The sequence below is a fragment of the Rhizobium sp. B230/85 genome (assembly GCF_019355735.1).
GTDB classification, from domain to species: Bacteria; Pseudomonadota; Alphaproteobacteria; order Rhizobiales; family Rhizobiaceae; genus Rhizobium; species Rhizobium rhododendri.
The window spans coordinates 1381899-1400823 of the sequence record NZ_CP072156.1 but is presented as its reverse complement, the minus strand read 5'-3'; the positions used below and the strand labels follow the sequence as shown (position 1 = coordinate 1400823).

Annotated in this window: 22 protein-coding genes; 8 read left to right on the top strand and 14 right to left on the bottom strand. The window is 61.7% G+C overall.

All coding sequences use genetic code 11. The features are described 5' to 3' along the window. Window positions 1–97 precede the first annotated feature (97 nt). On the bottom strand, window positions 98–730 hold the full coding sequence (locus J5289_RS06665; protein ID WP_142824241.1) for a CatB-related O-acetyltransferase: 633 nt from the start codon (window positions 728–730) through the stop codon (window positions 98–100). A gap of 240 nt (window positions 731–970) precedes the next feature. On the opposite strand from J5289_RS06665, the gene J5289_RS06660 reads away from it, so the two are divergent. Next, window positions 971–1408 (top strand): hypothetical protein, encoded by a 438-nt coding sequence (locus J5289_RS06660; protein ID WP_209183049.1) that lies wholly within the window; start codon window positions 971–973, stop codon window positions 1406–1408. Window positions 1409–1651: 243 nt separating this feature from the next. Here the strand turns inward: J5289_RS06660 and J5289_RS06655 are convergent, their stop codons facing one another. The 7 genes from J5289_RS06655 to J5289_RS06625 all read right to left on the bottom strand — a co-directional run bounded on the left by J5289_RS06655 (window position 1652) and on the right by J5289_RS06625 (window position 10489). Beyond that, the gene (locus J5289_RS06655; RefSeq protein ID WP_209183048.1) at window positions 1652–3142 is read right to left on the bottom strand and encodes a diguanylate cyclase domain-containing protein; all 1491 of its coding nucleotides are present in this window, start codon (window positions 3140–3142) and stop codon (window positions 1652–1654) included. Between the two features lie 117 nt (window positions 3143–3259). Then, window positions 3260–4153 (bottom strand): MBL fold metallo-hydrolase, encoded by an 894-nt coding sequence (locus tag J5289_RS06650; RefSeq protein ID WP_209183047.1) that lies wholly within the window; start codon window positions 4151–4153, stop codon window positions 3260–3262. A gap of 506 nt (window positions 4154–4659) precedes the next feature. Beyond that, window positions 4660–8118 (bottom strand): chromosome segregation SMC family protein, encoded by a 3459-nt coding sequence (locus J5289_RS06645; protein WP_209187349.1) that lies wholly within the window; start codon window positions 8116–8118, stop codon window positions 4660–4662. Between the two features lie 420 nt (window positions 8119–8538). After that, a complete protein-coding gene (locus tag J5289_RS06640) occupies window positions 8539–9234 on the bottom strand; it encodes a DsbA family protein (protein ID WP_209183045.1) in 696 nt (231 codons plus the stop codon). Between the two features lie 211 nt (window positions 9235–9445). Further along, window positions 9446–9718: a type II toxin-antitoxin system RelE/ParE family toxin gene (locus J5289_RS06635; RefSeq protein WP_209183044.1), complete on the bottom strand. Its 273-nt coding sequence runs from the start codon at window positions 9716–9718 to the stop codon at window positions 9446–9448. After that, the gene (locus J5289_RS06630; RefSeq protein WP_209187348.1) at window positions 9702–9926 is read right to left on the bottom strand and encodes a DUF6290 family protein; all 225 of its coding nucleotides are present in this window, start codon (window positions 9924–9926) and stop codon (window positions 9702–9704) included. The genes J5289_RS06635 and J5289_RS06630 overlap by 17 nt, the downstream gene beginning before the upstream one ends. A 62-nt stretch (window positions 9927–9988) precedes the next feature. Continuing rightward, window positions 9989–10489 carry a DUF721 domain-containing protein gene (locus tag J5289_RS06625; protein WP_209183042.1) on the bottom strand — a complete coding sequence of 167 codons (501 nt, stop codon included), beginning with the start codon at window positions 10487–10489 and terminating at the stop codon, window positions 9989–9991. Between the two features lie 96 nt (window positions 10490–10585). Here J5289_RS06625 and mutY point away from each other — a divergent pair, with 96 nt between their 5' ends. Genes mutY through J5289_RS06610 form a run of 3 tightly spaced genes read left to right on the top strand, consistent with a single transcriptional unit; the run spans window position 10586 to window position 12669 of the window. Next, window positions 10586–11668, top strand: coding sequence for an A/G-specific adenine glycosylase (mutY, locus tag J5289_RS06620; protein WP_374108238.1), 1083 nt, complete (start codon window positions 10586–10588; stop codon window positions 11666–11668). A 16-nt stretch (window positions 11669–11684) separates the two neighbouring features. After that, a complete protein-coding gene (locus tag J5289_RS06615) occupies window positions 11685–12299 on the top strand; it encodes an HAD family phosphatase (protein WP_209183041.1) in 615 nt (204 codons plus the stop codon). A gap of 4 nt (window positions 12300–12303) precedes the next feature. Beyond that, entirely contained in the window at window positions 12304–12669 is a 366-nt protein-coding gene (locus J5289_RS06610) for a nuclear transport factor 2 family protein (RefSeq protein ID WP_111217840.1), read from the top strand. A 114-nt stretch (window positions 12670–12783) separates the two neighbouring features. Here J5289_RS06610 and J5289_RS06605 read toward each other — a convergent pair whose 3' ends face one another. Beyond that, window positions 12784–13917: a site-specific DNA-methyltransferase gene (locus J5289_RS06605; RefSeq protein WP_209183040.1), complete on the bottom strand. Its 1134-nt coding sequence runs from the start codon at window positions 13915–13917 to the stop codon at window positions 12784–12786. A 144-nt stretch (window positions 13918–14061) separates the two neighbouring features. Here J5289_RS06605 and J5289_RS06600 point away from each other — a divergent pair, with 144 nt between their 5' ends. Both J5289_RS06600 and J5289_RS06595 read left to right on the top strand, forming a co-directional pair. Then, window positions 14062–14358: a nucleotidyltransferase family protein gene (locus J5289_RS06600; protein WP_142824229.1), complete on the top strand. Its 297-nt coding sequence runs from the start codon at window positions 14062–14064 to the stop codon at window positions 14356–14358. Beyond that, complete coding sequence (locus J5289_RS06595; RefSeq protein ID WP_209183039.1) at window positions 14359–14706, top strand: DUF86 domain-containing protein; 348 nt, start codon at window positions 14359–14361, stop codon at window positions 14704–14706. A gap of 5 nt (window positions 14707–14711) precedes the next feature. Here J5289_RS06595 and J5289_RS06590 read toward each other — a convergent pair whose 3' ends face one another. Both J5289_RS06590 and J5289_RS06585 read right to left on the bottom strand, forming a co-directional pair. After that, a complete protein-coding gene (locus J5289_RS06590) occupies window positions 14712–15077 on the bottom strand; it encodes an antibiotic biosynthesis monooxygenase (protein WP_209183038.1) in 366 nt (121 codons plus the stop codon). Continuing rightward, complete coding sequence (locus J5289_RS06585; protein ID WP_209183037.1) at window positions 15074–15403, bottom strand: NIPSNAP family protein; 330 nt, start codon at window positions 15401–15403, stop codon at window positions 15074–15076. The genes J5289_RS06590 and J5289_RS06585 overlap by 4 nt, the downstream gene beginning before the upstream one ends. Before the next feature lie 71 nt (window positions 15404–15474). On the opposite strand from J5289_RS06585, the gene J5289_RS06580 reads away from it, so the two are divergent. Continuing rightward, on the top strand, window positions 15475–16188 hold the full coding sequence (locus J5289_RS06580) for a helix-turn-helix transcriptional regulator (RefSeq protein WP_209183036.1): 714 nt from the start codon (window positions 15475–15477) through the stop codon (window positions 16186–16188). On the opposite strand, the gene J5289_RS06575 is transcribed toward J5289_RS06580, so the two are convergent. From J5289_RS06575 to J5289_RS06565, 3 genes are all read right to left on the bottom strand, one after another. After that, window positions 16155–16583 (bottom strand): DUF1284 domain-containing protein, encoded by a 429-nt coding sequence (locus J5289_RS06575; RefSeq protein WP_209206703.1) that lies wholly within the window; start codon window positions 16581–16583, stop codon window positions 16155–16157. The two genes, J5289_RS06580 and J5289_RS06575, sit on opposite strands and share 34 nt — an antisense overlap. Then, window positions 16580–17164, bottom strand: a complete 585-nt coding sequence (locus J5289_RS06570) for a biotin transporter BioY (RefSeq protein ID WP_209183034.1) — start codon at window positions 17162–17164, stop codon at window positions 16580–16582. The genes J5289_RS06575 and J5289_RS06570 overlap by 4 nt, the downstream gene beginning before the upstream one ends. Before the next feature lie 177 nt (window positions 17165–17341). Then, window positions 17342–18010 (bottom strand): GntR family transcriptional regulator, encoded by a 669-nt coding sequence (locus J5289_RS06565; protein WP_209183033.1) that lies wholly within the window; start codon window positions 18008–18010, stop codon window positions 17342–17344. Window positions 18011–18168: 158 nt separating this feature from the next. Between J5289_RS06565 and J5289_RS06560 the strand changes: the two genes are divergently transcribed. Continuing rightward, complete coding sequence (locus tag J5289_RS06560; protein WP_111217934.1) at window positions 18169–18861, top strand: HAD family hydrolase; 693 nt, start codon at window positions 18169–18171, stop codon at window positions 18859–18861. The last annotated feature ends 64 nt before the right edge of the window (window positions 18862–18925 follow it).

The following is an 18925-nucleotide window of genomic DNA, read 5'->3' as shown; positions in this document are numbered from 1 at the left end:
CGGAATGTTGCGATGCGGTATAAAAGATGGTCGCAGCAGCTTCGGGCACGAGGAAGATAACAGGATGCGGTCCCCGCAAACTGCGCTTACCTCATTCTCAAGCAGTTTTTAGAGCATCGAGATCGCCATTTTCGAGCGCGACCAAGTTCGCTTCGATTTTTTCGACCGGCCAATCCCACCACGCAATATCCAGAAGCGCGCTGATGACTTCTTCGGGGTATCGCATCCGAATGACCGCGGCAGGGTTTCCTCCTACAACGGCGTAAGGTGGAACGTCTCGAACGACCACGGACGCAGCAGCGATGATCGCTCCAGCGCCGATGTGCACACCCGGCATGATAGCAGCATTATGGCCGATCCATACGTCATGCCCGACAACGGTATCCTTCACCGGCAGATCTTTGTATCCGAAGGTCTCGGGGCTAAAGATACGGAATGGATAGGTTGTGAGGCCCGCCATCGGATGGTTGGCTGAACTGGTGATAAAATATGCACCTCTCGCGATCTGGACAAACTTGCCGATGATCAGCTTCTCGCGGACGCTATGCCCGAGGTAGGGAGCAAGTATTTCGGCAGTGTCTTCAGGCTTGCCGGAGTGCGTAAAATAGCTGTACTCGCCGATCTCCATGCGCGGATGGCTGACAACGTTTTTAAGATAGACAGTATCGCGATACAAAGTTCCGTCAGGCAGAGTGATGGGATTGATTGCATTCGCATCGAGAAGAGGCATATGGACACCGTTCAGTACGAGGCAAGCGCGGTAGGAGCAGCTATGTTATTTTCCACGACCGAGGAAATCCATCGCGCCACCGAAATGCTTTCATCAATAATCTGAATAGCGATCCTACAGCGTCGCCAGACGCAGTCCGCACCGACAAACCGCCCCGCTCCGCGACAAAATCTCGAGCACGCCCGAACGAAATGGCGTCCGCAGGGTTAACTGGTGCTATCAACGCACGAGGAAAACCCAATGAAGTCCATTATAGTGACCGGATTAGCCATCGCCGCATTGACGACATCGGCCTTTGCCCAGACGGCTTCGCCGCAGCCGACGCCGCCTGCCCCTCCGGCAGCACAGGAAAAGATGGCGCCACCGCCGCATTCCGCAGTGCCGGAAGTCATGAGCGACGCCAACGATGCTCCACCGCCGCCCATGCCGGGTCGCGATGCGCCGCCGCCACCGCCGCCCGGCCCTCGCGAGATGGGCCGCGATATGGGTATGGGCGGGCACCACCGTCCGCCACCGCCACCGTCGAAGGCCGCACATTTCCGCATCGAGGACGGTCGGACGAAGATCGATGTCAAATGCGCGGACGACGAACCGACCAAGGTCTGCTCGGATACGCTGATGCAGATCATCGAAAAGATGAGCGGCTCGTCTGACCGATCCAACGACGACCAGTACTAAGCGAAAGCACCCGGCTTGCTCCAGGGCGGGCCCAGAAGCATCGGAACACTGTCGGCCCAGCCGGCGGTGTTCTTTTTTGGCGTCGACCTCTCAGCCCACCATGGGTACCTTGTCGGTCGAGTTGAACGGCGCTTTTGGGGCGAATGCCCGGCTATGTAGGCAGTGAAGATTGTTTCGCCTCAGCCCTGTGCACCGGCATCGCTTCATCATCCACGTTCGCGGGCGATGCAGCGTCGAGGCAAATTACAGTCCCAGCGACTCCTGCCACTTCTCGGGGACATGTGCCTGGGCGGTGCCGCGCTGGGTCTGTTTTGCAGCATAAAGGGCGACGTCGGCGCGTTGCACCAGATCGCTGCGGCTGGTGACCGTGTCGTCCAGCCAGCATATCCCGATACTGCCGGATATGTGCAGCAGCCCCTTCCCCTTGGTGACGGTGTGCCTCAGGTCGGAAAGTAAACGCGAGAGCAGGTTTTCGAAGTCGGTGACATCGGCCGGGTCCGAAACGACGACGACGAACTCGTCGCCGCCAAGCCGCGCGACAAAGCAGCGGGAGAGATACGGCGCTTTTAGCCGCTCGCCGATGAGACGCAGAAGGTCGTCTCCGGCAAGGTGGCCACACTGATCGTTGATCGCCTTGAAACCATCGAGGTCGATCAGCAGCAGTGCCAGAGTTTCATTGTGCGCCCGCGCATGATCCAGCCGCTCGTCGAGAACGAGGTTGAATTGCGCCCTGTTTGCCAGTTGGGTCAGATCGTCAGTTCCGGCGATGCGGCGGAGCGACTGCTCCATATGGTATCGAGCCGTGACGTCCTGAAAGACGCCGATCAGTGCCACCGGTGTGCCATCGCGGATCTCGACTTCACCGAGGCATCGCACCCTGCGGGCATTGGCTTTTGCCGTGATGAAGTCGGTCTCGACTTCGAAGGGTTCGCCTGTCTGGAGTGCCCGCTCGATAGCGGCAGACACGGTTTCGCGGGCATGTGGCGGATAAAAATCCAATGCCTTTTCAAGCGGCGGCATCTGGCCCACCGGCAACTCGTGAATGGCGAAAACCTGGTCGGACCACTCTGCCCGATTTTTGCCGAGCACCAGCCGCCATGAGCCGATGTTGGCCATGCGCTCGGCCTGTTTGAGCTGTCTTTGCTCGCGGTAGAGACTGCGGACGAGGCCTTCGCTTTCATCGGCAATCTGCGCGGTGAACAGTGCGGTCAGTCGTGCATCGATGATCGATTCCACCAGATGCGCAATATCTGCGATGGAAGCCAGTTCTTCCGCACTGAGGACACGCGTCTTTTCGTCGACGACGCACACGGTGCCGATCGCTACGGACACATCGCTGCCGTAGGAGATTTTAGCGCGTATCGGCACGCCGGCATAAAAACGAATGTGAGGCGCACCTTTCACAAGCGGATGTTCTGAGAAACGCGGATCAACACTGGCATCCGGCACGATCAACGGCTCTTCCAGCGCGACCGCAGTCGAGCAGAACGAATGTTCGCGCGGTGTATCGGCAAACTGTACACCGGCACTTGCCTTGAACAACAGGCGATCGGAGCCGACGAGAGAAAGCAGGGCGACGCTGCAGCCGAGGGTGCGTCGCGCCATCGAGACCAGCACATCGAAGTCACGTTCGGCCACAGGATCCAGCAAACCCAGCATCTCCAGCGTTTCGAGCCTGAGCCGCTCGGAGTCGAGCCTTCCTTCCTCTTTTGGTTTAACGCAATGATTTTTCATGCAAAAACACTATCCGTGAATAGTTACGAAAACACTTATATTCTCATTGCTTATCCGCAAGGATCACGACAGGAACGGATGATTACGGGACAAGTTTCAGTTGCCGGATGGCCATTGTCACCTTTCCGGCTTGCGGCCCGACCGGACGGCTACGATGTTTTCGGCATGGACGGCTTCATAGGGCGCGAAGTACAGGATTGCGCCAGTTGCGACATCATCCGCGACAAAGCTTGCAAGATCATGATCCGGAACCGTTTTCCCGGCCGCGATGTCGCTCATCGCGACGAGATATCGGCGGTTGGCATCAATCAGCGTGGGCTCGTAGCCACCGTCGGCGATGCGCCCCAAGGCTCCGTGATTGGGCAGAATGCGCTTGATCGGCCATTTGCGCATGCGCGCGAGTTCGCGGATGTGGTTGGCAATATTCTGCGGCTCGGAGATGTAGGTCACCGTGTCTTCCAGCGTATCGCCGGCGAGCAATATGCCCTCATCCGGCAACCAGAGGACATTGCCGTCGGCGCTATGGATGTCGAAATGATGAAGTTCAATGCGACGCTTGCCGACCGCCAGCTCGAGTTTCGTCTCAAAAAGACGGGTGGGCATGACCACAGGCGCAATGGGTGGATCGCCGTTCTCCAGCTTTTCGCGATTGGCCGCCATCGCATCAGCAGTACCCTTCAGTGCAACGATCTCGCAATCGGCAAACGCGGCGTTACCGGCGATATGGTCGGTGTGCCAATGGCTGAGCACGACGCGGATCGACCGTGCACCCAGCGCCTCCAGATGGTCGCGGATCGCTGCAGCGTGGGCCAGCGACATGTGGGTATCGTAGACCAGCGCCTCGGCCCCGTCGATGATGGCATAGGAGGCAATCCCCAGCGAATAAGCCCCGTCGTCCAGCCAGTTCGGCCTGTCCGAATGAAGCCGCCTGCCCTCGATCCGTCCGTCGTAATAGGCAAAAATGCCGGGATAGGGTTCGACAACGCGGAGCGACGCAGTGAAATCAGACATCGGGTTCCTCCGGTGGTGGGTTCCGCTTTGCAGCGCGAGTGCGACTTCGAACGGCCAGCTAACTTTATCGATCACCGCACCATAAAAAAGCCTCCCAGAACGGCGTACCGCTACTGCGAGGCTTTTGCGACCGGTCAGGGGAAACCGGTTGTTTTGAAGCAGAGGTCAACTGCTGGACAGATAACGGTCCAGCGGGAAAACGGTTCCATCTCACTTAAAAGCCCAACAATCAGTGAGATCGACTCCGAGCCAGATACGAACGTTAACTATCAGAGAGCACACCATCCCGTTACCAGAATGGACGCTTCCGCGCCGACCGCGTGGCGCGCTGCAGCCTTGACGGCGACCATTTCGAAAATGACGGCGACCGACTGCGGGCGCTGTGGATTGCCGGCTGGACACCCCATCGGGAGTTATGACTGCTCGTTGCATCGGTCTTGCGGACTGTTGTCTCGGTGGTCTCGCCGGGCCATCCGCCGTGATGGCAATGCAACCAGACCTCCGGCTCACGCGCTTTCGCGCAGCCGTTCCGCGGTTTGAAGATCGACGGAGACGAGTTGGGAGACGCCTTGTTCGGCCATGGTGACGCCGAAGAGGCGGTCCATGCGGGCCATGGTGATGGGATTGTGGGTGATGACGACGAAGCGGGTGTCTGTCGAGGCGGACATCTCGTCCATCAGGTTGCAGTAGCGCTCGACATTGTGGTCGTCGAGCGGCGCGTCGACCTCGTCGAGCACGCAGATCGGTGCGGGGTTCGTCAGGAACACGGCGAAGATCAGTGCCATCGCGGTCAGTGCCTGCTCGCCGCCCGAGAGCAGCGTCATGGTCTGCGGCTTCTTGCCGGGCGGGCGGGCGAGGATTTCGAGGCCGGCCTCGAGAGGATCGTCGGATTCGATAAGCTGCAGCTCGGCCGTGCCGCCGCCGAAGAGATGGGTGAACAGCCGCTGGAATTGGACATTGACGATATCAAAGGCGGCGATCAGCCGTTCGCGGCCTTCGCGGTTGAGGCTCTGGATGGCGCCGCGCAGCTTGCGGATGGCGTCGATGATATCGTCGCGCTCCTTGATGAGCGCCGCCAGCTTGTCGCTGAGCTCCTTGCTCTCTTCCTCGGCCCGCAGGTTGACGGCGCCCAGCCTCTCGCGCTCGATCTTCAGCCGGTCCAGCTCGCGTTCGACTTCGCGCAGGTCCGCCTCGCCTCCGGTTGGGTTGCCGGCGATGCGCAGCGCCTCGTGCGGGGCAACGTTGAGGGCCTCGCGGATGCGGGCTTCGCTTTCCAGCCGCCTTTCGCGGGCAGACATCAGCCGTTCCTCGGCCCGGCCACGCCGCTCCCGGCTTTCGGCAAGCTCGGAGAGCGCCGTTGTCGCCTGCTTGTCGGCCTCGCGCTGGACAATGTCCGCCTCCGCCAGGCGGTCGGCAGCCCCACGCCTGACTTCCTCCATCTTCTGCAATTCGCTCATCAGCGCCCGGCGCTTGTCGTCGAACTCATCGGGCGCAAGCTCCAGTTCGGCGGCTTCCTCGCGGGCCTCAGATTCGCGGTCGCGCAGCGTCTGGATGTGGCCGTCGGCGCTCGCCACGCGCTGGCGCCACGTCTCGCGCTCCTGGCCGATGGCCATAAGCCGGCGCTGGCGGGCCTCATTCTCGCGGTTGAGGCCTTCGTAGCGGGCACGCGCCTCGGCCAGCACGCCACGGTCAGTCGCAACAGTGGCCTGCTGGTCGCGCAATTGCGCGTCGATGACGGTGAGGTCTGGTGCATCCTCGATCTCGATCCGGGCATTCTCGTCCTGGATCGCCAGATCCTCGATCTGCGCCGTCAGCTGGCTTACGGCCTCATTGAGAACGTCGCGACGACGAATGAGATCGCCAGAAGCGCGCTCTGCTGCCGCCAATGCCTCACGGGCATCGGAAAGCTGACGCGCCAGGATACGGCCGCGTTCCCGAGCTTCAGCCAGGCGACGCTCTTCCGCGCGGATGGCGTCGGCTGCAGCCGCCAGCAGCGCCTCGGCTTCCGCCAGGATCTCGGCGGCGAGCTCGACTTCCGCCTGCAGCTCGGCAAGCCTGTTTCGCTGGGCGAGCCTCAGGGCTGCTGCGCTCGGCGCATCGGCGCCGGTGATGTGGCCGTCCCAGCGGAAAACAGCGCCTTCGCGGGTGACTAGCCGCTGGCCGGGCTTCAAGACCGCCATCAGCCGCACGGCATCGCCGCCGGCGACGAGGCCGATCTGCCGGAGCCGGCGTTTCAGGGCCGATGGTGCGCCGACATGGGCGGTGAGCGGAGTTGCGCCTTCAGGTAGGTCAGGATCGTTGGAGCCATCGCCGTTGTCCGACCAGTGGGCAGGCGCGCCTGGATCGAGCGGCGTATCGAGGTCGTCTCCGAGCGCTGCCCCCAGCGCTGTCTCGAAGCCGCGATCGACGCTGATATCGTCGGCAACCGGCGGAAAGCCCCCGGCAGCGCCGCCGCCGTCGAGCATGCGGGCAATGGTGCGGGCCTCGGTTTCGAGAGCGTTGAGGCGGGTGCGGGCCTGCTCCACCGGAGGGCGGGCCATGGCCTCGGTGCCGCGGGCTTTTGCCAGCGCCGCCTCTACAGATTGGGCGGCAGTTTCGGCATCCTCGACACCGATTTCGGCGGCTTCGACCTGCTCGCGTCGCTCGACCGGATCCGGCAGACTTGCCATCTTCTCAGCGATAGATGCAAGTTCGCCGTTTGCCTCGGCCATCTGCCGCTCAAGTCGCATCTTGCGGTCGCCGAGATCGCGGATGGCGCGCTCCAGCTGGTTGCGGACGGCGGCAGCCTCGGCGCGCTCCGCCGTCAGCCGGGCGAACAGCCCTTCGCTTTCGGCAAGCGTCGTGGCTGCGGCCTCGAATGCGGTGCGGCTCTCCTCCGAAAACCGGCCGGAATCGGCGAGCATGTCCAAAAGCTCCGCCTCTTCGGCATCGAGGCGTTCAAGGATGGCGGCATTGTCGACCACCAGCTGTTCCTCGCGCTTGATGTCTTCGCCGAGCTGGGCCAGCCTGCGCATCAGTTCGTCGCGACGGCGCAGGATGCGGCCTACGTCTTCCTCCAGCTGGGTGCGGGCGATTTGCAGACGCTGCAGACCGGCGGCGGCTTTGGCCTCGGCCTCGCGCAGCTCCGGCATTTTCAGACTGGCGACGGCCTGCGCCTTTGCCGCTTCCATCTGGGCCTGCGCCTTTTCCACCACGACGACCGTCGCCTGGTTCAGGGCGCTCTCGCCCTCGCCCTCGGCCTGCTTGGCCTGCACCCATCGAATATGCAGTAGCAGCGCCTCGCGAGCGCGGATGTCGGCCGACAGCATCTTGAAGCGGTTGGCCTGGCGGGCCTGACGCTTCAGGCTCTCGATCTGGCTATCGAGCTGGGTGGTGACGTCGTCTAGCCGTTCGAGATTGGTTTCGGCAGCGCGCAGGCGGAGCTCCGCTTCGTGGCGGCGGGAATGGAGCCCGGAAATGCCGGCAGCTTCCTCGAGCAGCTGGCGGCGTGCCTGGGGCTTGGCCTGGATCAATTCGCCGATGCGCCCCTGGCCGACCATCGACGGCGAGCGGGCGCCGGTCGAGGCATCGGCGAACAGCAGCTGCACATCCTTGGCTCGGGCTTCCTTGCCGTTGATCCGGTAGACGGAGCCCTGCTCGCGCTCGATGCGGCGGGTGATCTGGATTTCATCGCTGTCGTTGAAGGCGGCGGGTGCGGTGCGGTCGGAATTGTCGAGATAGAGCGCCACTTCTGCCGTGTTGCGTGCCGGACGATGGCCAGAGCCGGAGAAGATCACGTCGTCCATGCCTGACGCGCGCATATTCTTGTAGGAATTCTCGCCCATCACCCAGCGAAGGGCTTCGACGAGATTGGATTTGCCGCAGCCGTTCGGCCCGACAACGCCCGTCAAGCCGCCCTCGATGACGAATTCCGAGGGTTCGACGAAGGACTTGAAGCCGACGAGACGGAGCTTGTTGAATTTCATTGCGAGGTCGGGGTGGTGTACCCGCCTCTGTCAGCTCGAGTGGCATGTCGCCCGTAAGGCGTTCGCATCTGCGAGATGTGCGGGAAGGCTGGCGCGCCTGGTCTCGATTGGACATGAAAGGGTGCCACCCTCTCCTCCCTCATTCCTGTGCTCGTCACAGGAATCCAGTGCGCCCAAGTCCTTGGGCGCGAGAGGTCGTTTTTCGATTGCAGGAGAGTCTTCTCAAGGCGCAGACGCGCCTTGGCTGGATTCCTGTGACAAGCACAGGAATGAGGGGAGGAAACAGCGCAGCGCGACGTGAACGGCACCTTGCCGACACTTTGCCATAGGCTGCCGACGCGCCTCGAGAACGGTTCCCCTGGGAGATACATGACGGGCGCAGGACTGCCTCCGCTGCCCGTCATTGAAACGTGGCGCGGGTCAGAGCATGCTGTCGATGATGGCCGACATTGAATCAACCGACATATCCCCGGAGTAACGCTTCCCGTTGATCAGGAAGGTGGGAGTGCCGTTGACGCCGAACGTGACGCCGCGAGCCCGCACGGCGTTTATATCATCCACAAGTGCACCGTTGTTCAAGCAGGCTTCGAAGCTGTCTTGTGTAAAACCGGCGATTTTGGAGATTTGAAGCAGCGAAGCGCGAACATCGGTGACCGCGGGACCGGCCCACTGCATCTGCTGCTTCATGAATGTCTCGAGCAGCGGCACGGATGGGCCGTTCGGGGCGCAGCGTACCAGCATGAAAGCGGCATAGGCTGCCGGATCCTGATCCTGGCTGGCAATCGGGAATTCGCGGATGATGAAGTAGACCTTGCCGGTGTCGATATACTTGGTCTTGATCGGATCGAAAGTGGTGGCTGCGAAATGGGCGCAATGCGGGCAGGTCGTCGACATGTATTCGATGATCTTGACCTTGGCATTCGGGTCGCCCACCGCCATGTCGGGCGACTTGCCAGGCTGCAGCGCCTGCGCCATGTCGACCGTGCCTTCAGGGGTCGGCGCGGTTGCGGCAACCGCAGTGCCGGCACCGGTCGCGGCCAGCGCCATTGCGAATGCGCCGAGGGCAGCACCGCCGAGAAGATGGCGTTTGGTCAGAAGCATGTCAGACATCGGCATATATCACCCGTGTTAAGAGAAAATCGTCTGTTGATATCTGCGATATAACGGCTCCGTGCCGCGAACAAGGCAGGGGACAGGAACTTTCTTCAAAGAATTGTGACCGGTGGGACGAATACGCGTTTGCTGTGGGAGGATTATTTTAGGCCATGCAGTCCGACGAATGTTCCCGGACCGACTTTTGCCACGGCCCTATGATCGTTCCTTTCGATCAGCGGCGATAGACGTCCTTCCGATTGCCAATGCGGACGACCAATATCCGAACGGTGCCGTCGTCTATGTCGGCAATGATGCGATAGTCTCCAACACGATACTTCCAGAAGTTTCCAAGTTCCGATCCGCGAAGCGCCTCCCCTATCGACCGGGGGTCCTCGAGGCTGGCGACACGCGTGTGAAGGAAACGGAGTATCCTTTTCACGCTCTCATGATCGAGCTTTTCAAGATCGCGTTCCGCCGGCCGCTGAAACTCAATCCTCCACGCCATGGCGCGCCATCAACTCAGCGAGAGAAATGCTATCACTGTCGCCTCTACGGAATTCTTCGAGCCTCTGCTCGGCGACGTAGAGGTCTTCCAGATCGTCCAAGTGTTCCAATATCGCTTGACGCGCATAGAAGCTCTTGCTCCGCCCGGTGCGTTTGGCGAGCTCATCTAGTCTTGCTTCAATGTCAGGAGGCAAACGCAGGGCAAGCATGGACATATCTCCCGGTGCTATACGTGTATAGCACCTGTATCTGCAGACGAAAAGCTTCCAAATTATTTGCCGGCACTGCGCTTACCCAGCACAGCCGTCCCGAGCCTCTGGACGGCGGCTCGCAGCTTGTCGCTTTCGATGCCCTCCATCATCCCCTCGAGCTTCACCGCGGCGGCGCCTTTCAGCGGCAGCGGCGCGCGCGAGCGCTTGGCGTGCTGGGAGACCGGCTTCTGGACGATGCGGATCTGGTGCACGGCGGCAAAGCCGAAGAAGCCGTTGATGCGCTGGAGCAACTCGCCCTGGGCGTGGGTGAGGAACAGGGCGCGGGCCCCTTCGCACGCGATGGTCAGCACGCCGGGCTGGTAGCCGCCCTCGCCCGGACCGTTACGCTTGGCCCAGGCGATCTTTTCCGGGCGGGTGCAATCGGCAAAATCGGCGCCGACGATATCGTCCCAGGAGCCGAGCAAGGCGGTGCTGATGCCGGCCCGGCGCGCCAGTACCGGATCGATGAGGCCATTCGCCACTTCGGAGATCTGCTTGGCGCCTTTGCGGGGATAACTCATCGACAGCACGCCTCGGGGGTCATTGTTTGGCGCTGCGGACCTTGATCCGCCGACGCAGCTCGGCCAAGTATAGGCCATATCTCCCTGATGCGGCAAATGATGACCTTGAAACAGCTTACGCTTCCGTCCGCCGCAGTGCTGCTTGCCTGGTACGACCGGCATCACCGCGACCTGCCCTGGCGTGTCTCGCCCTCGATGGCCGCCAGCGGAATTCTGCCCGATCCCTATCATATCTGGCTGTCCGAGGTGATGCTGCAGCAGACGACAGTCGCGGCAGTGAAGGCCTATTTCGCCAAGTTCGTCAGTCGCTGGCCGACAGTGGGCGATCTCGCGGCCGCTCCTGTCGACGACGTCATGGCTGCATGGGCAGGCCTCGGATACTACGCCCGGGCTCGCAATCTGAAAAAATGCGCCGATGCCGTGGCCGGGGAGCATGGCGGCCGCTTTCCTGATACAGAAGAGGGATTGCGTGCCCTGCCGGGCATCGGCGACTATACTTCGGCAGCCGTTGCCGCCATCGCCTTCGACCGGCAGGCGGCAGTCATGGACGGAAATGTCGAGCGCGTCATCTCCAGGCTCTATGCCATCTCCACACCCTTGCCGGCGGCAAAACCGCTGATGAAGCAGAAGGTGGTGGCGCTGACGCCAGCGGTCAGGCCCGGCGACTTCGCACAGGCGATGATGGATCTCGGTGCGACGATCTGCACGCCGAAGCGGCCGGCCTGTGCGCTCTGTCCGTTCAATGGCAGCTGCGAGGCTCTTGCGCTGCATGACCCGGAGCATTTTCCGGTGAAGGCGGCGAAAAAGACAAAGCCGGTGCGCCAGGGTGCGGCCTTCGTTGCGGTCAACGATGCCGGCGAAATCCTCCTGCGACGGCGGATCGACAGCGGCCTGCTCGGCGGCATGACGGAGGTGCCGACAACAGCGTGGACGGCGCGGATCGACGGCGACATGACTGTGGATGCCGCACCCTTCGCTGCCGAGTGGCAGGCCTGCGGCACCGTCGTGCACGTCTTCACGCATTTCGAGCTGCGGCTGTCGATTTTCCGCGCTTCCGTCGGCGCCAGATCCAAAAGCAATGACGGATGGTGGGAGCCGGTTATAAATCTTGACGCACAGGCCTTGCCGACCGTCATGAAAAAAGCGATCGCCCAGGCTATTCCCCGTGCTTTCGATTAGCGCATGAGAGGTTTCGATGACGCCCCAGATACAGCATATTGTTTTCGACATCGGCAAGGTCCTGATCCACTACGATCCGAACCTCCCCTTCGCCCGTGTCATTCCCGATGAGGCGGAGCGCAACTGGTTCTTTGCCAATGTCTGCACCCACGAATGGAACATCGAGCAGGACCGGGGCCGCACGTGGCAGGAGGCGGAGGACCTGCTGATCGCCGAACATCCCGAGCGCGCCGAGCAGATCCGCGCCTTTCGCAAGCACTGGCACGAGATGGTGCCGCACCACTACGAAGACAGTGTCGCGATCATGGAGAAACTGATTGCCGAGGGCCGCGATGTGACGCTGCTCACCAACTTCGCCTCCGACACCTTTCGCGAGGCTCAGGAGCGGTTTCCGTTCCTCACCAAGACACGCGGCGTCACGGTGTCGGGCGACATCAAGCTCATCAAGCCGGACGTGGCGATCTACGAGACCCATGCGAAGAGCTTCGGCCTCGATCCGGCATCGACAATCTTCATCGACGATTCGCTTGCCAACGTCGAAGGTGCGAGGGCTGCCGGCTGGAACGCGGTCCATTTCACCGGCGCGGACAAGCTGCGCGCCGATCTTGCAACATTTGGCATCGAGGTTTGAGACCATGCAATTCGATCCGGCAGAACGCATCGAACTCTTCCATGAAGCCGTCAACGGCATGGATTATGCGGCCATGGAGCGGTTTTTCGCGCCCGAAGCCACCTATGTCTCGAACGGCGTCGGCAGCCTTGTTGGCCGCGAGGCGGTGCTTGCGGCAATCCGCCAATATTTCGAGACCTATCCGGATCAGGTGGGCGTCAACAGCCTCGTCGAAACGCTGACGCCGCTGTCCGGCCGCGCCGTCTGGTCGGTGCGGGCGACCCACGCGGTGACTGGCAAGCCGCTGGTGCGCGAAGGCGAGGAAACGATCACCTTCAACGAGGACGGCCAGGTGGTCAGCGTCGCAGTGACTGATTATCAGGCGTTCTGAACAACAGGCTGAAATGCAGGACGCCCAGGGCTCGTCACCCTGGGCGTCTTCGCGCCGCCTGCCGCAACTGGAGGTACAATCGGCAGGCGGTGAGCGTGGGATCCAGCGAGGCCGTCAGGCTTCGGCTTTCGCCAGATCGGCGCGGATGATGGAGCGGAGTTCGTCGATCGGGCGCAGGGATTTCCCGTCGTCGAAATGCCAGAAGGTCCATCCGTTGCAGGCGTCGAGACCCTGGACTTTGGCGCCGAGGCGATGGATCGAGCCGGCGTCGCCGCCGGATGCAACCGTGCCGTCGGCGCGCACGATGGCGCTGTAGCGGCGACGGCTATCGGTCAGCACCTGGCCGGGGCGGATCATGCCGTTCTCGACCAGCACGTTGAAGGCGACGCGCACCTCCTGCTTCTTGCCGGTCATGACGACGAGTTCCGCCTTGCCGAGCGTATCGACGGCAGCGATGCGGGCGGCAGCGTGGTCGATATATTCCTGCTCGCGCTCGATGCCGACGAAGTGGCGGCCGAGACGCTTGGCGACGGCGCCTGTGGTGCCTGTGCCGAAGAACGGGTCGAGGATGATGTCGCCGGGCTTCGACGAGGCCATGATGACACGGGCCAGCAGCGCTTCCGGCTTCTGGGTCGGATGGGCCTTCTTTCCGTCCTCACCCTTCAGCCGCTCGCCACCACTGCAGATCGGGAACAGCCAGTCGGAGCGCATCTGCACGTCGTCGTTCGAGGCCTTCAGGGCATCGTAGTTGAAGGTATAGCCCTTGGCCTTGGCGCTCGGGCTCGCCCAGATCATCGTCTCATGGGCATTCTGGAAGCGACGACCCTTGAAGTTCGGCATGGGGTTGGTCTTGCGCCAGACGATGTCGTTGAGGATCCAGAAATTGAGATCCTGCATCATCGAGCCGACGCGGAAAATGTTGTGGTATGAGCCGATGACCCAGAGGGTGCCGGTCGGCTTCAGAACGCGGCGGCAGGCGAGCAGCCACGCGCGGGTAAACGCGTCATAGGCCTCGAACGAGGCAAACTGGTCCCATTCGTCATCGACCGCATCGACCAGCGACTGGTCGGGACGGTGAAGCGCGCCGCCAAGCTGGAGGTTATAGGGCGGGTCGGCAAAGATCACGTCGACGGAATGGGTGGGCAGTGCCTCCAACGCGGCGACGCAGTCGCCCTTGATGATCGTGTCGATCCAGGACCCCGGCCTCTCGGAGATCTTGAGGTCGGCAAGCGGGAAAACTGACGCCATGGGATACTCGCTCTTACGCTTACGCATTACGCTTTAACTGTCCGGTATGGTTACCTAAGTTGGTTACCAAACCCTGAAGCGCGGACCGATTTGGGAATTTATTTCGGCGTGGCACGGGATCTGCTTATTTGCTATGATGCCGCCATGACCCGAGATGAGGCCATCGAAGCGTTAAAACAGCAGGCTGATGCGCTGAAGGCGCTCGGCGCGACCTCGCTTTTCCTGTTCGGCTCGGTGGCCCGCAACGAGGCCGGCCCGACGAGCGATCTCGATGTGTTTATTGATTATGACAGGACAAAGAAATTCTCGTTGATCAATCTTGCCAGCATAAAGCTTCTTCTTGAGGACGCGCTACCTACCGACGTCGATGTTACCACGCGCAACAGTCTGCATCACAAGTTGAAAGACAGAATAGAAAGTTCAGCAATACGGATATTTTAGATGGCCAGAGATATTCAACTTATTTTCGATGATATACTTGGAATGATAGATTTTATTGAAGAGACTGTGGCGGGAAGAAGCCGTGAGAAGGTCATGATGGACCTCCTCACCGAGCTCGGTCTGCAAAGGGCAATAGAAATTGTCTCGGAGGCAAGCCGTCATATCCCTGAAGATCTCAAGAGGCTCACACCTGAGATCGAGTGGCAAGCGATCCGAGCGATTGGAAATATCTTGAGGCACGAATATCATCGTATCGCCGACGAGATTATATGGGATACAATTATCGGCGACGTCGCAGGCCTGAGGAGTGCAATCCATAAGATGAGAGCACAAACAAAAGCTGCGTAGAATCCCTACCAACTCGTAGTTTCCACCCCATCACTCCTCTCGCGGCTATCTTCCGGCACCTCGGCTCGATCCTTCATCCCGTAATCACGCACGACGTGGGCGACGCGCAGGCGATAGTCGGCGAAGATGTCGTTGCGGCCGGCCTTTTGGGCGGCACGGTGGACTTCGAGGTTTCGCCAGGTCTTGACCGCCTCCTCGTCGCGCCAGAAGGACAGCGACAGGAGTTTGCCGCGCATCGTCAGGCTTTCGAAGCGCTCGATCGAGAGGAAACCGTCGATCTTCTCGAGTTCCTCCCTGAGTTCGCCGGCAAGATCGAGATAGGTGTGGCGTTCGCCGAGATAGGGCAGGACTTCGAAGATGACGGCGATCATGGCTGCACCTTTGCCGCGTGCGGCAGCGATACGTTCTTCAGGAATATCCTGTCCTCCTTCAGGATGAAGCGCTCGCGCCTGGCGAAGGCATAGTTTTCCCGGCCGATAGGGTCTGCGGCCAGCCTGGTGCGGTAAGCCTCATAGACGGCGAGATTTTCGATGGAATAGACACCGTAGGCTGTCGTTGCCGAGCCCTCGTGCGGTCCGAAATAGCCGATGAGATCGCCGCCGCAGCGCGGAATTGCCTGGCCCCAGTTGCGGGCATATTCGGCAAATGCCTCGCCGCTGAAGGGGTCGATTTCGTAGCGGATGAAACAGGTGATCATGGTGACGCTCCTTTTCTGCCTCGTCGTTTTGCCATGTTGCGAAACGACAATGCTTCGGCTACGGTCGAAGTATGAAAGAAGGACCGGACATTGCCCAGATCGGCGCGCTCATCGGCGATCCCGCGCGCGCCAACATGCTGACCGCGCTAATGGGCGGCAAGGCGCTGACGGCAACCGAGCTTGCGGCAGCGGGCGGGATTACCGTCCAGACGGCAAGCTCGCATCTGGCAAAGCTGGAAGCAGGACGGCTGCTCGCCCAGCAGAAGCAGGGTCGCCATCGCTATTTCACACTGGCCGACGACAGCGTCGGCAAATTGCTGGAAAGCATCATGGGATTTGCGGCCGGTCGCGGGCATCTGCGCCATCAGCCGGGGCCGAAGGAACCGGCGCTGCGAAAGGCACGTATCTGCTACGATCATCTGGCCGGCGACTACGGTGTGCGGATGCTCGACAGCCTGATCGCCAGCGGATCGATCGATACGCTCGGCGACGGATTGTCGTTGACAGCGACGGGTGAAACTCGCCTCCGAGATATCGGCATCGATGCGTCGTTGCTCAAGGCATCGCGGCGGCCGGTTTGCCGCTCGTGCCTCGACTGGAGCGAACGGCGGGCGCATCTGGCCGGCAGCCTCGGCAAGGCGTTGTTGAGCCGATTTCTCGACGAAGGCTGGGCGCGTCGCGCGGAGGGCAGCCGCTCGATCCTGTTTTCTGCCGCCGGAGAGCGGCAGTTTCTCAAACACTTCCCCGTGGATCAACTGGCGGGATCGACGAGTATTCCGGAATAGCAGCCGGAGGCGATGCGGCTGCACAGCCCGTCCCACTCGCAACCGCTACAGGCCTGCCGTATCGTGCCCTCTGCAAAAGCCGTCCGAAGGGCGGCAAGCAGCGCGGCATCGGGCAGCAGCGTCGATCCGGCCCCGACCTTGCGACCCAGCAGCGCCGAGATGGACGCGGCTGCTGCGTTATCCCGGATATCCACGCTGGCAAGGAGGCAGTGGGCATCCGGGCCATCCAAAAGGGGCGCGCAGATGTCGTCCGGGCCGAAGACGAGCAGGATGTCCTCGCCTTCCGTCAACCGCCGCGCGATGCTGCGGTAGTTCTCGGTGAAGGCCGAATCGTAGCCCTCACCGATAAAGGTCAGCATGCACAGCAGGTGATGGAGCCGAAGCCTGACCGTCAACGCGCGCCAGTCTCGCTGCTCCGATTGCCGATGCCCATCAGGATCGCCGCAGCAAGGGCAGATTTGAGCACGCCGCCGAGGATAAAGGGCGCCACGCCGAACAACCAGCCCTTCTCCGCGCCCATCAGCACTGCCAACCATGCGCCGCCGATGGCAAGGCCGAGGAAATTGGCCATGAGATGGGCGAGGAAGCTGCGGACGTAGCGGGCGCCGGTCCAGCCTTTTTCAGCAAACCAACCGGCCAAAGCCACGATGATCGGAAACGAGACGAGATAACCGGCTGTCGGCCCGAAGAACGGCGCAAGTCCGCCAGCACCGCCGGCGAGCACGGGAAGACCGACGGCGGCTTGCCCGAGCCAGGCAAGTACCGTGATGACGCCCAGGCGCCAACCGTACAGCGCGCCGATCATGGTGATGGCAAAGGTCTGCATGGTGATCGGCACCGGCACCATCGGCACCGAGAGGCGCGATGCGAGGGCGAGGACCATCGTGCCTGCCAAGACGAAAAGCGCCTGCATCGGGCGCGACTGACTGCCAAGCCGCAGTGGATCGAAAATCGAGATGGGGTGGGATTGGGACATGATTGCTCCATATTATAGATAATTTCAGTGACTATCTATTTTATGCGCAAGACTTCATGGGTGCGCAAGTGCCATAGACGAGTTTTCCCGCAATCGAGGCAGCATTTGGTCGCAGGAATTCACATACCCAAGCCTCGAAAAAGACTGGCAGACACACGATTATCTATAATTTTGGAATCAGCCGACGATGACGAAAATTTCTTGCGGCGCGCCACCCGGAGCGCGCGATGGCGCCTTGCCGATGCGCAAGACATGCTGCCCGAGGATCGCGGCGGCATCGTCGGCCTTGCCATGACGAAGGGCCGAGAGGATGGCGCGGTGATCCTGGTCGGTGCGCGTTTCCCAGCCCGATTGCCAGGCGGAGAAGAGAAAGCGGGCGCTGGCGGCGTGCAGGTCATCGATCGCGGCGAGCAGGCGCGTCATGCCGCAAGGCGTCAGGATGAGGCGGTGGAAGCGGCGATTGGCGGCCTCCCAGGCGCGGACGTCGGCAGCCGCGTCGCCCTCCCGCGTCGCCTCTTCGGCGGCATCGAGTATCGCCGGCGTCAGATGCGGTGCGGCGTGCTTGAGAGCAAGCCCCTCGAGGGCGGCGCGCATCTCGGCCACTTCGCGGACTTGCCGCAGATCGAAGGAGGCGACCCGCACGCCGCGGCGCGGCTCGCTGATGGCAAGCCCCTGCGCCTCGAGCAGGCGAAAGGCCTCGCGCACCGGCACGTGGCTGGCGCCGAATTCCTCGGCGATGTGGTCCTGCCGAAGACGCAGGCCGGCCGCAAGCTCGCCATGGATGATGCGCTCGGCAAGCACCCGGCTGATGCGGTTTGCGATGGTGTCGTCTTTTTCCCGGGCCATGCGGCGATCCTTACTGAGGCACCGGAGCCTTGTCGAGAAGAGAAAGCCTCCCCTCACCCGCAGGCCAGGCATGCCCGCGCATCGGTTGAGCTTTCGGACCCCGTCGTGTAAAGCCGCACCATCTCATCCAAAGCTGCTCATCCAAAGGCTTGATCGACATGAACACTGGCTTCGACCTCATCATCTTCGACTGCGACGGCGTCCTCGTCGATTCGGAAATCATCGCGGCGGAGGTCGAATCCAAGCTGCTGACCGAGGCAGGATACCCGATCAGCGTCGAGGAAATGGGCGAGCGCTTCTCGGGCATGACCTGGCAGAACATCCTCTTCGAAGTCGAGCGGGAAGCGAGCATTCCGTTTTCGGCGTCGCTGCTCGAACGCTCGGAAAAACTTCTCGACCTGCGCCTTGCCAACGACGTGACCGCCATTCCCGGCATCGAACTGGCCCTGTCACGCATCGATCTGCCGCGCTGCATCTGCTCGAATTCGAGTTCTGCGCGTCTTGAGATGATGCTGACCAAGGTCGGCCTGCACTCCTCCTTCGCGCCGCATATCTATTCGGCCAAGGATCTCGGCCCCGACCGCGTCAAGCCGAAGCCGGACATCTTCCTGCATGGCGCAGCGCAATTCGATCTCTCGCCGTCGCAGGTCGTCGTCGTCGAGGACTCCGTCCATGGCGTGCACGCCGCCCGCGAAGCAGGCATGCGGGTAATCGGCTTTACCGGCGCCTCCCACACCTACCCGTCGCACGCCGACCGGCTGACCGATGCCGGTGCCGAAACCGTGATTTCGCGGATGACGGACCTGCCGGGCGTCGTTGCAGCCCTCGCCGAATGGGACGGCGTCCTCTGAGCCTACGCGTTGGATATCGGCTGATGGCCACGTTGAAGCGCGGAGACAGAACGTAGATTAAGGC

Bases quoted from the DNA above. Each gene is read 5' to 3' on its own strand.
- J5289_RS06665 (WP_142824241.1), bottom strand. From the start codon at position 730: ATGCCTCTTCTCGATGCGAATGCAATCAATCCCATCACTCTGCCTGAC.
- J5289_RS06660 (WP_209183049.1), top strand. From the start codon at position 971: ATGAAGTCCATTATAGTGACCGGATTAGCCATCGCCGCATTGACGACA.
- J5289_RS06655 (WP_209183048.1), bottom strand. From the start codon at position 3,142: ATGAAAAATCATTGCGTTAAACCAAAAGAGGAAGGAAGGCTCGACTCC.
- J5289_RS06650 (WP_209183047.1), bottom strand. From the start codon at position 4,153: ATGTCTGATTTCACTGCGTCGCTCCGCGTTGTCGAACCCTATCCCGGC.
- J5289_RS06645 (WP_209187349.1), bottom strand. From the start codon at position 8,118: ATGAAATTCAACAAGCTCCGTCTCGTCGGCTTCAAGTCCTTCGTCGAA.
- J5289_RS06640 (WP_209183045.1), bottom strand. From the start codon at position 9,234: ATGCCGATGTCTGACATGCTTCTGACCAAACGCCATCTTCTCGGCGGT.
- J5289_RS06635 (WP_209183044.1), bottom strand. From the start codon at position 9,718: ATGGCGTGGAGGATTGAGTTTCAGCGGCCGGCGGAACGCGATCTTGAA.
- J5289_RS06630 (WP_209187348.1), bottom strand. From the start codon at position 9,926: ATGCTTGCCCTGCGTTTGCCTCCTGACATTGAAGCAAGACTAGATGAG.
- J5289_RS06625 (WP_209183042.1), bottom strand. From the start codon at position 10,489: ATGAGTTATCCCCGCAAAGGCGCCAAGCAGATCTCCGAAGTGGCGAAT.
- mutY (WP_374108238.1), top strand. From the start codon at position 10,586: ATGATGACCTTGAAACAGCTTACGCTTCCGTCCGCCGCAGTGCTGCTT.
- J5289_RS06615 (WP_209183041.1), top strand. From the start codon at position 11,685: ATGACGCCCCAGATACAGCATATTGTTTTCGACATCGGCAAGGTCCTG.
- J5289_RS06610 (WP_111217840.1), top strand. From the start codon at position 12,304: ATGCAATTCGATCCGGCAGAACGCATCGAACTCTTCCATGAAGCCGTC.
- J5289_RS06605 (WP_209183040.1), bottom strand. From the start codon at position 13,917: ATGGCGTCAGTTTTCCCGCTTGCCGACCTCAAGATCTCCGAGAGGCCG.
- J5289_RS06600 (WP_142824229.1), top strand. From the start codon at position 14,062: ATGACCCGAGATGAGGCCATCGAAGCGTTAAAACAGCAGGCTGATGCG.
- J5289_RS06595 (WP_209183039.1), top strand. From the start codon at position 14,359: ATGGCCAGAGATATTCAACTTATTTTCGATGATATACTTGGAATGATA.
- J5289_RS06590 (WP_209183038.1), bottom strand. From the start codon at position 15,077: ATGATCGCCGTCATCTTCGAAGTCCTGCCCTATCTCGGCGAACGCCAC.
- J5289_RS06585 (WP_209183037.1), bottom strand. From the start codon at position 15,403: ATGATCACCTGTTTCATCCGCTACGAAATCGACCCCTTCAGCGGCGAG.
- J5289_RS06580 (WP_209183036.1), top strand. From the start codon at position 15,475: ATGAAAGAAGGACCGGACATTGCCCAGATCGGCGCGCTCATCGGCGAT.
- J5289_RS06570 (WP_209183034.1), bottom strand. From the start codon at position 17,164: ATGTCCCAATCCCACCCCATCTCGATTTTCGATCCACTGCGGCTTGGC.
- J5289_RS06565 (WP_209183033.1), bottom strand. From the start codon at position 18,010: ATGGCCCGGGAAAAAGACGACACCATCGCAAACCGCATCAGCCGGGTG.
- J5289_RS06560 (WP_111217934.1), top strand. From the start codon at position 18,169: ATGAACACTGGCTTCGACCTCATCATCTTCGACTGCGACGGCGTCCTC.